The organism is Streptomyces bluensis (assembly GCF_014650715.1).
Taxonomy (GTDB): Bacteria; Actinomycetota; Actinomycetes; order Streptomycetales; family Streptomycetaceae; genus Streptomyces; species Streptomyces bluensis.
Genome location: NZ_BMVM01000002.1, coordinates 470,946 through 484,075 on the forward strand (window position 1 = coordinate 470,946; position 13,130 = coordinate 484,075).

The following is a 13,130-nucleotide window of genomic DNA, read 5'->3' on the forward strand; positions in this document are numbered from 1 at the left end:
GGTCCCGAGCCACACGGGAAACGGTCCGGCACCTGAGCATCCCACCACACCACCATTTCATGCGCGTTGCGGACCTTGATCGTTCGACCGACCTCGGGGGGAACGCCTCGCGCACGGCAGGTGGACGGCTCGTGCGTCAGATGTATCGCTCTGACGCCCATAGTGCCTGCTCGGCCGCCCATCCGTAATGCCCGGGTGCTCCCCATCCCGCCCGGACGCTTCCCCGCCCGCTTTAATTTGCATCTCAAATGCAAGTTTTATTACCGTGCTGTGCGGTCACGGCGCTGTCGAGCCCGAGGAGTCCCGATGCTGACCCAGCAGTCCGCCGCCACCGTGCGCGCCACCCTCCCCGCCGTAGGGGCGGCCATCGGCGAGATCAGCGCGTGCTTCTACGACAGGCTGTTCACGGCCCACCCCGAGCTGCTGCGCGACCTCTTCAACCGCGGCAACCAGGCAGCGGGCACCCAGCGGCAGGCCCTCGCGGGCTCCATCGCCGCCTTCGCCGCCCACCTCGTGGAACGTCCGGGCGACCGGCCCGACGCGATGCTGCGCCGCATCGCCCACAAGCACCCCTCGCTGGGCATCGCCCCGGAGCAGTACGAGGTCGTCCACGAGCATCTCTTCGCCGCCATCGCCGCGGTACTCGGCGAGGCCGTCACCCCCGCGGTGGCGGCCGCCTGGGGCGAGGTCTACTGGCTGATGGCGAACGCGCTGATCGCGATCGAGCGGCAGCTGTACGAGAAGGGCGGCACCGGGGGCGGGTGGCGCGAGTGGGAGGTCGTCGGGCGCGCCGAGGAGACGGCTGACGTCGTCGCCTTCGAGCTGCGGCCGGGCGACGGCGGGCCCGTGCCCGTGCACTGCGCGGGGCAGTACGTGTCCGTGCAGGTCACGCTCCCGGACGGGGCCCGGCAGATACGGCAGTACAGCGTGGCCGGCGCGCCCGGATCGGCCACGCTCCGCATCGGCGTGAAGCGGGTCCACGGCGGCGGCACACCGGACGGCGAGGTCTCGAACCACCTCCACGCGCACGTGCACGTCGGTGACCGGCTGCGCGTGTCGGCCCCGTACGGCGATCTCGTCCTCGACCAGGACACGGACGCGCCCCTGCTGCTCGCCTCCGCGGGCATCGGGGTGACACCCATGGTCGCCATGCTGGAGCAGCTCGTGCTCCGCGGGCACGACGCCCCGGTCACCGTCGTACACGCCGACCGCTCCCCCGCCGGGCACGCCCTGCGCGCCGACCACGAGGGGTTCGCGGCGAAGCTCCCGGACGCCTCCGTGCACGTCTGGTACGAACAGCCGGAGCCGGGCCACCCCGCCGACCGCACGGGACTGGTGGATCTGTCCGCACTCGACGTCCCGTCCGGTACGCGCGCGTACCTGTGCGGTCCGCTGCCCTTCATGCGCGCGGTACGGGCCCAGCTGATCGGCAAAGGCGTCGCGCCGGCCGACATTCACTACGAGGTGTTCGGGCCGGACCTCTGGCTCGCCCGGGACTGAGCCGCCCCCGGGGGCCTATGGCGTACGGGAGATCTCCAGCAGTAACGGACCTGTCGGCTCCGCCACCATGTCCGCCACCGTCACCGGGTCCAGTGAGGCGTAGAAGGCCTCCTGGGCCCGCCGCAGGGCGGCACGCAAACGGCACCCGGAGTGGAGGGGGCACGGCGTCGCAGCCTCGCAGTCGACAATGTCACCGTCCCCCTCGAAGGCGCGGACGACGGCACCGACCGACGCGGTGCGCCCCTTCTCGCTCAGGGCGAGGCCGCCGCCCCTGCCGCGCCGCGCGGACACCAGACCCATGTGCTGGAGCCCGGCCACGATCTTCGCCGCGTGCGTGTACGGCACTTCCATGTCCTCGGCGACCTGACGGGTCGTCGGACTGGACTCGCCCGAGACGGCGAGCCGCATCAGGACGCGCAGAGCCAGGTCGGTGGAGCGCAGGAGCCGCATGCCGGAAGCATAGATAATGCGCATCTTGCGTTCAATTTATCCGAGGCGCGTGGGTACTAACACGCGTGCCCAAGATCGCTGGTTGGGGTGGCCGCTAGGGGATCGGGGTCCGTGTGTGTGGCGGTCGCACGTACGGTCCCATGGAGGGATTCAGGAATGCCATGGCGTTACTGCCGGGGATCGTGAGGGGCGAGATCACACAGTGAGGGCGGCTGCGGAAGCTGGGCACGCCCGGTACGCCTATCGGCTGCGCGTGTCGTCCGCTGCCCGCACCGTCCTGTTGGCGGAGTGGGACCGGTGCCGGTGGGTGTGGAACGAATGTGCCGCCAAGTCCAGAGCCGTGCATCTGCACAACAGGGCGACAGGGGAGAAGAAGACATGCGGCCCGGCTCAGCTCGACAGGATGCTGACCGAAGCCCGGAAAACGACGCCGTGGCTGCGTGGAGGTTCGTCGGTTCCTCAGCAGCAGGTCATCCGTGACTTCGGCAAGTCCCGGGCCAAGGCGCAGAAGGACATCCGGGAAGGCCTGCCGGTTCGGCAGCGGGCGGGGATGCCGAAGTGGAAGACCAAGCGCGAGGCACTGCCGACCCTCAACTACACACAGCGCGGGTTCCGGTTGAAGGACGGCCGGCTGCACCTGGCGGGCGGCATCGTCGTGGTGGTGGTGTGGTCGCGTGACCTGCCGGCTGAGCCGTCCTCGGTGCGCGTGTACCAGGACAGCCTCGGGCACTGGTACTGCTCCTTCGTCGTGCCCTTCGAGGTGCAGACGCTGCCGGAGACCGGCCGCGTACTCGGTGTCGACTGGGGCGTGAAGGAGACCGCGACCACCACATCCGACGCGCACGACCTCCCCCACGCCGAGCACGGCAAGAAGGCCAAGAAGAAGCTGACCCGGTACGACCGGATGATGGCCCGCCGCAAGCCGAAGAAGGGTCAGCCCGGATCGAAGGGTTACCGCGAGGCGAAGAAACTGCGGGCGAAGGCACACAAGAAGGTCGCGAGGCAGCGTGAGGACACCGGCCGCAAGTGGGCCAAGAAGGTAGTCCGCGACCATGACGCCATCGCCGTGGAGGACTTCCGTCCGAAGTTCCTGGCCAGGAGCACCATGGCCCGCAAGGCCGCGGACGCCGCCATCGGCGCCACCAAGGCCGCCCTGATCGAGATGGGCCGCAAGCACGGGCGGGACATCCGCCTCGTCCACCCCGCGCACACCACGATGGACTGCGCGCACTGCGATGCGAGAGCCAAGCACGTACTGCCGCTGGTGAGCGCACCTACACCTGCACCGCATGCGGAACCGTCTGCCCACGCGACAAGAACTCCGCACGCGTCATGCTCGTCCGGGCTGGTCTCAACCCGGCTGGTGCCGATGGCGGAAGACCTCCTGGAGCGCCGCTCCAGGAGGCGGCCTGAGCCAGAAATCCCCCCTGCACTTCAGGGAGGGGAGGATTCAAATTACGATCAGCGGACCCGACCGTCCCATCCCCATAAGGACTCAACGACATGTCCGCCAAGAAGAGCAGCTCCGCGGCGCGCAAGGCGCGAATAGAGGAGATGCGTCGTGCCGAGCGCGCCCGCGAGCGCCGCAACCGCATCCTCACGATCGGCGCGAGCGTGGTCATCGTCGCCGGCCTCGTCGTCGGCGGGACGTTCCTCATCCGCTCGCAGTCCGACGACAGCGATGCCGCCGGTGACACGAAGGCCGCCTCCGGGAAGTTCGTCACCGGCAAGGACGGGGTGAAGAAGTGGGAGGGCAAGCTGGCCCAGACCCACGTGACCAAGTCCGTGACGTACCCGGTGGAACCGCCGGTCGGCGGCGACCACAACCCGGTGTGGCAGAACTGCAACGGCGACGTCTACGACAAGGCGATCAAGAACGAGAACGCCGTGCACTCGCTGGAGCACGGCGCGGTCTGGGTGACGTACAACAGCGAGGCGTCCGAGGACGACATCAAGGCGCTCGCGGAGAAGGTCAAGCAGACCCCGTACACGCTGATGAGCCCGGTCGACGACCAGAAGGACCCGCTCATGCTGACCGCGTGGGGGCACCAGCGCACGGTGACGAGCGCGAGCGACCCGAACGTCGGCACGTTCTTCGAGACGTACGTGCAGGGCGAGCAGACCCCGGAGCCGGGTGCGGCCTGCACCAACGGCCTCTCCTAGCCATTGCTGGTCTCCGACAGCAACTGCCTGACACAGTGGGGAAGATGAAGCACATAGTCTGGATCGCCTCCGGGGCCGCGGCGGCGCTCGTCGCGGCCGGGGCGATCACGTACGCGGTCGCCGACGGCGACGACTCCGCCGCGAAGGTGCCCGCCGCGGACTCCGCGGACGCGGGCTTCGCCCGGGACATGGCGGTCCATCACCAGCAGGCCGTCGAGATGTCGTACATCGTCCGCGACCGCACCGACGACGAGGACGTGCGGCGGCTCGCGTACGACATCGCGCAGACCCAGGCCAACCAGCGCGGCATGATGATCGGCTGGCTCGACCTGTGGGCGCTGCCGAAGGTGTCGTCGGACGCGCCCATGACGTGGATGGGCATGGGCGACATGGCCTCCGGCAAGGACGGCTCGCTGATGCCGGGCATGGCGACCAACACCGAGCTGGAGAAGCTCGGCAAGCTCAGCGGCAAGGAGGCGGAGATCTTCTACCTCCAGCTGATGACCGACCACCACAAGGGCGGCATCCACATGGCGCGGGGCTGCGTCTCCAAGTGCACGGTCGGCGTGGAGAAGAAGCTCGCGCAGGGCATGGTCGCCGGGCAGGAGTCGGAGATCCAGCTGATGACCGGCATGCTCAAGGAGCGGGGCGCGACGCCGCGTTAGGGCGGTCCCTGTGCTGTTCCTCCTGGCGCGGGGCCGCCCACGGTGGCCCTGCGCCGGCTCGGGGTCCCTCAGTGCACTTCGGTGTCCTCAGCGGGCCACCGAGTCCGATCCCCGCGGGACATGCGACGCCACCAGGCGCCCCGGACCACTCCGCCGTACGGCGGCACCCCGCCGGACGTCGACCGCGTACGCCACGGCCGCGACCGCCAGCCCCAGCAGCGCCAGTCCGGCGCCCGCGACCGCCGGAGACGTCACCCCGAAGCCTGCGGCGAGCGTCAGCCCGCCGATCCACGCACCGCCCGCGTTGGCCAGGTTGAAGGCCGCCTGGTTGGCGGAGGAGGCCAGGGACGGGGCCGTGGACGCCTTGTCCATGACCATGAGCTGGAGGGGTGAGCCGGTGGCGAAGGCCGCCGTGCCGAGCAGCGTCACGGCGAGGGCCGCCGTCCACGCCGACTCCATCAGCAGCGGGAACAGGGCCAGCACCACGGCCAGCGAGACCAGGCCGCCGAACAGTGTCCCCCGCAGCGAGCGGTCCGCGAGCCGGCCCCCCAGGAGGTTGCCCACCGTCGCGCCCACGCCGAACAGTGCCAGCAGCAGCGTGACGCTCGTCTCCGCGTACCCGGCGGCCGCCGTCAGCATGGGCGCGATGTAGCTGTACGCGGCGAAGAGGGCGCCGAAGCCGGCGACGGTCGTGCCGAGCGCCAGCCAGACGGGCAGCGAGCGGAGGGCGGCCAGTTCACCGCGCAGGCCGCCACCCGGCGTCCCGTCGTGGGCCTGGTCGCGGGGCAGCAGCAGTGCCAGGGAGCCGATCGCCGCCAGCCCGATCACGCTGACCCCCAGGAACGCGGCACGCCAGCCGAGGTGCTGCCCCACGAGGGTGGCCGCGGGCACCCCCGCGACGTTCGCGACCGTCAGGCCCAGGAACATCAGCGAGACCGAACGGGCCTTGCGCTCGGGCGCCACCAGGTTCGTGGCGACGACGGCGCCCACACCGAAGAAGGCGCCGTGCGGCAGCCCGCTCAGGAAACGGGCGGCCAGCAGCCAGTGCGCGTCGGGCGCGAGGGCCGACAGGGCGTTGCTGAACACGAACAGCGCCATCAGGGCGATCAGGACCGTGCGGCGGGGCATGCGGGCCGTCACCGCGGCCAGCAGCGGAGCACCGATCACCACGCCCAGCGCGTACGCCGAGACGAGATGCCCGGCGGTGGGGAGGGAGACGCGCAGGTCGACCGCGACGTCGGGCAGCAGGCCCATCATCACGAACTCGGTCGTACCGATCCCGAACGCGCCCACGGCAAGGGCGAGCAGGGCGAGGGGCATGGATGGGCCTTTCGGAGGGAGGGTTTCGTTCCGTCGTATGTTCAACTGCGGAACAAATTATCCCCGGCCCAGCATTCCAGCGGATGACGCCCCGGTTTCCACCAGGTGATCAGGGGCCCGATGTGCCGAGCTTCACACGTGCCGCGACCGGCAGATGGTCGCTCGCCGTCGCCGGCAGCGTCCACGACGCCTCCGGTTCGGCGTCCCGCACCAGGATCTGGTCGATGCGGGCCATCGGGAACGACGCCGGCCAGCTGAAGCCGAAGCCGCTGCCCGCCGCGCCCTGCGTGGAACGCATCTGCGCGGTGACGGCGTTGAGCGCACGGTCGTTCATCGTGCCGTTGAGGTCACCGAGCAGGACGACCTGCCTGATGGGCTCGTCCGCGATGGCCGCGCCCAGGGCGTTGGCGCTCTTGTCGCGCTGCCGCGCGGTGAACCCGGCCTCCAGCTTCACCCGCACCGAGGGCAGATGGGCGACGTAGACGGCGACCTCACCCTCCGGTGTCGTCACGGTCGAGCGCATCGCGCGCTCCCAGCCCAGCTTGATGTCGACGGCCTTGGTGTCGTTCATCGGGTACTTGCTCCACAGCCCGACGGTGCCGACCACCTCGTGGTACTTGTACGTCGGCTCCAGCGCCTTCTCGTAGACCGGCACGGCGTCCTCGGTCAGTTCCTCCAGCGCCACCAGGTCCGCCCCGGAGGCGGCCACGTCGCGGGCCGTGCCGGACGGGTCCGGGTTCTCCGCGTTGACGTTGTGCGTGGCGACGGTCAGGTCACCGCCGCTGCTGGCCTTGTCGGTGACCAGCCCGCCGAAGAGGTTCAGCCAGACGGCCGTGGGCAGCAGCACGGCGATGAGCGCGGTCGCGGACCGGCGGATGAGCGCGAGGACCAGCAGGACCGGGACGAACACCCCGAGCCAGGGCAGGAACGTGTCGGTGAGGCTGCCGAGGTTGCCGATCCTGTTGGGGATCCGCACGTGCAGCACCATCATCAGCGCGAGAACCACCGCGAGGGCCGCGATCACGATGCCGCGGCGCCAGATCCCCCGGTCGCCCCCCGGGCCGCCCCACAGGCGCCGGAACCGGGATCGCTCACGGCCCGCACCCGTGCCGCCGCCCGTCTCCGTCATGTACGCCTGCGCCATACCGTCGCCTCACAACCTGCCGTGCACGTCGTCACCCGCGCCTACGACCCTAGGGGATGATCGTCGGCCTTCCCGCCGTCCCGTGACGGCCGTACGGGGACGATGACGAAGATCCCGGCTCCCGAAGTTCCGAACCGGCGGCCGGAGAACGCCCTCTGTGACGAAACGCGCACACCGCCAGGCAGTGGTGAGGTGGTGGTTTGTGACGTCGTCTCAGGGAGACGTTCGCACTTCGGAGCGTCGAAACGTCGAGAAGAACTCCGGCCGGAGGACGATGCCGCGCCGGGCTCTGCGAGAAATGTCACCCCTGCGGGAACGGGCCGTCGGCGAGGAGTCGCGGGACATCGCCGGACATCGCGGGACATCGCGAGAAAGGGCTACGCGTCGTCCGGCCGCAGTCCCGCCAGGACCGTGTCCACGATGTGTTCCGCCAGGTCCTCGTCGAGTGCGGCGTCCGGGCGCATGACGGTGCGTACGATCATGGGGCCCACGAACAGATCGCTGACCAGTTCGATGTCGAGGTCGGCCCGGAGTTCGCCGTTCTCCCGGCCGCGGCGCAGTACCTCGAAGGTGGTGCGGCGCCGGGGTTCGATCACGACGGCGTGGTACGCGGCCCAGATCTTCGGGCTGCTCTTCATCTGCGCGTGGACGTTGTGCAGGATCGCCGAGGAACGCCTCATCAGACCGCGCCGGCGCATCGATTCCAGCAGGGCGACGAGGTCGTCGCGCACGGAGGTGCCGGGGAGCACGGGGTCCGGGGGTTCGGCCGCGCGCACGACGTCGACGAAGAGTTCGTCCTTGCCGCTCCAGCGGCGGTAGATGGTGGCCTTGCCGACGCCCGCGGTGCGCGCCACGCGCTCGATGGACAACTCCGCGAGCGGCACGCCGTCCTCAAGGAGCTTCATCATCCCTTCGATGATGGAGCGTTCCACGGCCTCGCTGCGCGGGCGTCCCCGGACGGGACTCCCGGTCCCCGGCTCCTGGCCCCCTTCCCTGGCTCGGCTCTCGGCGAGACTCACGATCGGCTCCGTCCCTGTGTCGTCGTCGTGGAGCGATTCTCCCGCCTGAACGACCGTGAGGGACACGCGATGCCCGGACTTGGGCCCTTGACGTCCGTGGAACGGCACCATGGCCGCCCTGTTGGTCCCCTTGTTGGTCCCCTTATTCATCCCCTTGATCAGCCGTCACCAACTCCGTTTCCCCGGGCTCCCGCTGTGCCTGTGGCGGCTTTCCCGGCAGGAACACCGCCACCACCACCGCCCCGAACACGGCCACTGCCGCCCCGAACAGCGCGGTGACGTGCATCGCGTGCAGGAAGGCGTCGTGGGCCGGGGCGATCAGGGTCTCGCCCCTGGGGCCGAGCTTCGCGGCGAAGCCGAGGGTGGCCTCGATGGACTCGCCCGCCTCGTGCCGGGCGGCGGGCGGCAGCCTGTCCTCGATGCCGGAGCGGTACACCGTCGACAGCACCGAGCCGAGGACCGCGATGCCGAGGGCGCCGCCGACCTGGCGGAAGGTGTTGCTGAGCGCGGACGCCGAGCCGGCCTTCTCGCGCGGCAGCGCCTGCATGATGACCACGCTCACCGGGGTCATGATGTGTGCCATGCCGGTCCCCATGAAGAAGAAGATCACTTCGAGGACCCAGATCGGCGTGTCCGCCTCCAGTGCCGTGAAAGCGGCCAGCATCGCCGCGACGGTCAACAGCCCCGCCGTACACACCGCCTTGTTGCCGAACCGGTCCACGACCAGCCGGGCCCGCGGCGCGAACACCATCTGTGCGACGGCCAGCGGCAGCAGCAACAGGCCGGCGTGCAGGGGCGAGTAGCCGCGCACGCTCTGGGTGTAGAAGACGGAGAAGAAGGTCACGCCCATGAGCGCGAAGAACACGAGCGCGATGGCGCCGATGGCCGCCGAGAAGACCTTGTTCTTGAAGTAGGTGACGTCGATGGACGGATGGTCGCTGCGCTTCTCGAACAGGACGAAGACGGCGAGCACCGCGAGTCCGGCGCCTATGGTCGCGAGCACGGTGGCGTTCGTGAAGTCGGCGAGCTGGCCGCCCTTGATGATGCCGTACACGAGCAGGACGAGCCCGACGACGGAGAGCGCGACACCGAGGGGGTCGACGCGCCCCGGGTTCGGGTCCCGTGAGTCGGGCACCAGCCACAGCATCAGCGCCAGCGCGAGGACGACTATCGGCACGTTGATGAGGAAGACGGACCCCCACCAGAAGTGGTCGAGAAGGACGCCTCCGGTGATGGGCCCGATGGCGATGGCGAGTCCGACGCCGCCCGCCCAGATGCCGATGGCCTTGGCCTGCTCGTCCCGTTCGAAGACGTTCATCAGGACGGCGAGGGTGGCCGGCATCACGAACGCGGCCCCGAGGGCCATCACGGCACGGAACGCGATGAGTTCGGCGGGGGAACCCGACTGGGCCGCCAGCGCCGACCCGATGCCGAACACCACGAGCCCCGCGAGCAGCACCTTCTTCCGCCCGAGCCGGTCCCCCAGCAGCCCCGCGCTGAACAGCAGCCCGGCGAAGACGAGCGTGTAGGCGTTGATCGCCCACTCCAGCTCGCTCTGGGTGGCGCCGAGACCGGTCGGCGCGGGCGTGGAGATCGTCTTGATGGCCACGTTCAGGATCGAGTTGTCGAGCACCACGATCAGCAGGCTCAACATCAGTACGCCGAGGATGGCCCAGCGGCGCCTGTGCACGGCTTCCGGGACCCGCCGCTGAGCAGGGACAGCAGGAGACGTCATGCGTACGACCCTAACCGGCTTTCGATACGGACCCGTCTCGTATTGAAATCCTTTACGGAGCCCTTAAGCGCGGGCCCAGGGCATGGGGCTCAGGTATCGCTTGTTCGCCTTGACCGCCCTGCGGCCGTACGTGACAGACATTCCCCGCCCCGGTCTGGCCGGGTCCGGCACGAGGTGCCACCATGGAAACGGTCCGGGGACGCCGTGAGGGCGCCTCGAGATGACAGAAGGAGCCGTTGCGATGACGCAGCTTCCGGCTGCCCCCAAGCAGCCCGAGCAGCCCGCACAGGGTGCGCTCAAGCCCTCCGACAGCAGCAGGGCGCTGTACGGCGGCAAGAGCACCCGGCGGATCACCGTGCGCGACATTGCCGCCGCCAAGGAGCGCGGCGAGAAGTGGCCCATGCTCACCGCGTACGACGCGCTGACCGCGTCCGTCTTCGACGAGGCCGGTATTCCGGTGATGCTCGTCGGCGACTCGGCGGGCAACTGCCACCTGGGGTACGAGACCACCGTGCCCGTCACCCTCGACGAGATGACGATGCTGTCGGCGGCGGTCGTCCGCGGCACCCGGCGTGCCCTGATCGTCGGCGATCTGCCCTTCGGGTCGTACCAGGAGGGCCCCGTCCAGGCCCTGCGCTCGGCGACGCGCCTGGTCAAGGAGGCGGGCGTCGGGGCGGTCAAGCTGGAGGGCGGCGAACGCTCCCACCGCCAGATCGAGCTCCTCGTGGAGTCCGGCATCCCCGTCATGGCGCACATCGGGCTGACCCCGCAGTCGGTCAACGCGATGGGCTACCGCGTGCAGGGGCGTGGCGAGGAGGCGGCCGCGCAGCTGTTGCGGGACGCGAAGGCCGTGCAGGACGCCGGTGCCTTCGCCGTCGTCCTCGAACTGGTTCCGGCCGAGCTGGCGGCCGAGGTGACGCGCGTGCTCCACATCCCGACGGTCGGTATCGGCGCGGGCCCCGAGACGGACGCGCAGGTCCTGGTCTGGACGGACATGCTCGGGCTGACCGGGGGGCGGGTACCGAAGTTCGTGAAGCAGTACGCCGACCTCCGCGAGGTCATGGCCGGCGCGGCCCGGTCCTTCGCCGAGGACGTCATCGGCGGAACGTTCCCGCAGAAGGAACACTCCGTCCACTGATCCACCACGGCACCACCCCCGCAGCCCGCCGATCTTCCCCCGTCGGCGGGCTGCCGGGCTTTTTGGCAGGTCCGACCGTGCTGTGTCGGCAGTCTGTCGGCTGCTGTCGGTGTGGTTGTCGGTGGGCTGTCGGTCGTTTGTCGGTGGGCTCTGGCACCGTCGTCCCCATGACGCGAAACGACAAGAACCCAGGCGGCCCGAACGGGGCCGTCACCGTCCGGGGGCTGGTCAAGCACTACGGCGAGACCAAGGCGCTGGACGGCGTCGACCTGGACGTGCGCGAGGGCACCGTGAGGGGTGTGCTCGGGCCGAACGGGGCCGGCAAGACCACTCTCGTACGCATTCTGTCCACCCTGCTCGCGCCCGACGCGGGACAGGCGACCGTCGCCGGATACGACGTCGTACGGCAGCCCCGGCAGCTGCGCCGGGTGATCGGGCTCACCGGTCAGTACGCATCGGTCGACGAGAAGCTCCCGGGCTGGGAGAACCTCTACATGATCGGGCGGTTGCTCGATCTGCCGCGGAAGGACGCCCGCGCTCGCGCCGACGAGTTGCTGGAGCGGTTCTCGCTCACGGAGGCCGCCATGCGGCCCGCGAGCACGTACTCCGGCGGCATGCGGCGGCGGCTCGACCTCGCCGCCTCCTTGATCGGGCGGCCCCAGGTGCTGTTCCTCGACGAGCCGACCACCGGGCTCGACCCCCGTACCCGCAACGAGGTGTGGGACGAGGTCAAGGCCATGGTCGGCGAGGGAGTGACCGTGCTGCTCACCACCCAGTACATGGAGGAGGCCGAGCAGCTCGCCTCCGAGCTGACCGTCGTCGACCGCGGGAAGGTCATCGCGGGCGGCGCCATCGACGAGCTCAAGGCCAAGGTCGGGGGGCGGACGCTGCGGGTGCGGCCCGCCGATCCGCAGCACCTGCGGCCACTCGCCTCCGCCCTCGACGAGCTCGGCATCACGGGGCTCGCCACCACGACCGTCGACACCGAGGGCGGTGCCGTGCTCGTCCCGATCCTCAGCGACGAGCAGCTGACCGCCGTGGTCGGCGCGGTCACCGCGCGCTCCCTCACGATCAGCTCCATCACCACCGAACTGCCCAGTCTGGACGAGGTGTTCCTGTCCCTCACCGGCCATCGCGCCAGTGCCCCGCAGGACGCCGTGCCCGCCGACACCCGCGAGGAGGTCGCCGTATGAGCGCCACCACAGCCACAGCCGACGCGCGTATTCCGCTGCGCGGCCATCTGCGCCACACCGGCGCCCTCATCCGCCGCAATCTGCTGTGGATCCGGCAGGACCCCGAGTCGATGTTCGACGCGCTGCTGATGCCGGTCGTCTTCACCCTGCTGTTCGTGTACGTCTTCGGCGGCTCGATCGGGCAGGCCCTGGGCGGCGGGCAGGACGGGTACGTGCAGTACGTGATCCCCGGCATGATCGCGATGATGAGCATGACGCTGTCCCAGGGCGTCGGCACCGGGTTCAGTCAGGACTTCAACTCCGGTGTCATGGACCGCTTCCGGTCCCTGCCGATCGGGCGCGGCTCGGTGCTGTTCGCGAAGATCACGGTGGAGCTGGCGCGGATGCTCTTCGCGACGGCCGTGCTGATGATCGTCGCCGTCCTCGTCGGCTTCGACATCAACCACTGGGGCGGCCTGTTCGCGGCCGTCGGTCTGTCCGCGGTGTTCGCTTCGTCGATCATGTGGGTGTTCCTCACCCTGGGCGTGGTCCTGAAGAACGCGCAGTCCGTGCAGGCGATGGGCTTCCTGGTGCTGTTCCCGTTGCAGTTCGGCTCGTCGATCTTCGCGCCGACCCAGTCGATGCCCGGCTGGTTGCAGGCGTTCACCGACTACAACCCGCTGTCCACGCTCGCCGACGCGGCGCGCGGCCTCATGGTGGGCGGCCCGGTCGCACACGACCTGTGGGTGACGGTGGCCTGGTCGGTGGCGATCACCGCGGTGATGGCGCCGGTCGCGATCCACAAGTTCCGTACGAAGAGCTGA

The 13,130-nt window shown here is 69.9% G+C and carries 11 protein-coding genes and 1 pseudogene; 7 read left to right on the forward strand and 5 right to left on the reverse strand.

Annotated elements, in window-relative coordinates; all coding sequences use genetic code 11:
* Positions 1-306 precede the first annotated feature (306 nt).
* Positions 307-1,500, forward strand: coding sequence for a globin domain-containing protein (locus IE262_RS07265; protein ID WP_189872140.1), 1,194 nt, complete (start codon positions 307-309; stop codon positions 1,498-1,500).
* Between the two features lie 15 nt (positions 1,501-1,515).
* On the opposite strand, the gene IE262_RS07270 is transcribed toward IE262_RS07265, so the two are convergent.
* Positions 1,516-1,950: an RrF2 family transcriptional regulator gene (locus IE262_RS07270; RefSeq protein ID WP_189872142.1), complete on the reverse strand. Its 435-nt coding sequence runs from the start codon at positions 1,948-1,950 to the stop codon at positions 1,516-1,518.
* A gap of 202 nt (positions 1,951-2,152) precedes the next feature.
* Here IE262_RS07270 and IE262_RS07275 point away from each other — a divergent pair.
* The 3 genes and pseudogenes from IE262_RS07275 (at position 2,153) to IE262_RS07285 (ending at position 4,778) form a co-directional block, all read left to right on the forward strand.
* A pseudogene (locus IE262_RS07275) lies at positions 2,153-3,363 on the forward strand (RNA-guided endonuclease InsQ/TnpB family protein).
* Between the two features lie 90 nt (positions 3,364-3,453).
* On the forward strand, positions 3,454-4,113 hold the full coding sequence (locus IE262_RS07280) for a thioredoxin-like domain-containing protein (protein WP_134032074.1): 660 nt from the start codon (positions 3,454-3,456) through the stop codon (positions 4,111-4,113).
* 44 nt (positions 4,114-4,157) lie between these two features.
* Positions 4,158-4,778: a DUF305 domain-containing protein gene (locus tag IE262_RS07285; RefSeq protein WP_134032071.1), complete on the forward strand. Its 621-nt coding sequence runs from the start codon at positions 4,158-4,160 to the stop codon at positions 4,776-4,778.
* 87 nt (positions 4,779-4,865) lie between these two features.
* Here IE262_RS07285 and IE262_RS07290 read toward each other — a convergent pair whose 3' ends face one another.
* The 4 genes from IE262_RS07290 to IE262_RS07305 all read right to left on the reverse strand — a co-directional run bounded on the left by IE262_RS07290 (position 4,866) and on the right by IE262_RS07305 (position 9,996).
* Positions 4,866-6,098 carry an MFS transporter gene (locus tag IE262_RS07290; RefSeq protein ID WP_189872144.1) on the reverse strand — a complete coding sequence of 411 codons (1,233 nt, stop codon included), beginning with the start codon at positions 6,096-6,098 and terminating at the stop codon, positions 4,866-4,868.
* 109 nt (positions 6,099-6,207) lie between these two features.
* Positions 6,208-7,242 (reverse strand): endonuclease/exonuclease/phosphatase family protein, encoded by a 1,035-nt coding sequence (locus IE262_RS07295; RefSeq protein ID WP_134032065.1) that lies wholly within the window; start codon positions 7,240-7,242, stop codon positions 6,208-6,210.
* 377 nt (positions 7,243-7,619) lie between these two features.
* Positions 7,620-8,261 carry a TetR/AcrR family transcriptional regulator gene (locus IE262_RS07300; RefSeq protein ID WP_229877134.1) on the reverse strand — a complete coding sequence of 214 codons (642 nt, stop codon included), beginning with the start codon at positions 8,259-8,261 and terminating at the stop codon, positions 7,620-7,622.
* Between the two features lie 142 nt (positions 8,262-8,403).
* A complete protein-coding gene (locus tag IE262_RS07305) occupies positions 8,404-9,996 on the reverse strand; it encodes an MFS transporter (RefSeq protein ID WP_189872146.1) in 1,593 nt (530 codons plus the stop codon).
* Between the two features lie 241 nt (positions 9,997-10,237).
* Here IE262_RS07305 and panB point away from each other — a divergent pair, with 241 nt between their 5' ends.
* From panB to IE262_RS07320, 3 genes are all read left to right on the forward strand, one after another.
* Complete coding sequence (gene panB / locus IE262_RS07310; protein ID WP_189872148.1) at positions 10,238-11,134, forward strand: 3-methyl-2-oxobutanoate hydroxymethyltransferase; 897 nt, start codon at positions 10,238-10,240, stop codon at positions 11,132-11,134.
* A gap of 167 nt (positions 11,135-11,301) precedes the next feature.
* Positions 11,302-12,327 carry an ATP-binding cassette domain-containing protein gene (locus tag IE262_RS07315; protein ID WP_134032055.1) on the forward strand — a complete coding sequence of 342 codons (1,026 nt, stop codon included), beginning with the start codon at positions 11,302-11,304 and terminating at the stop codon, positions 12,325-12,327.
* Entirely contained in the window at positions 12,324-13,130 is an 807-nt protein-coding gene (locus IE262_RS07320) for an ABC transporter permease (RefSeq protein WP_134032051.1), read from the forward strand. The genes IE262_RS07315 and IE262_RS07320 overlap by 4 nt, the downstream gene beginning before the upstream one ends.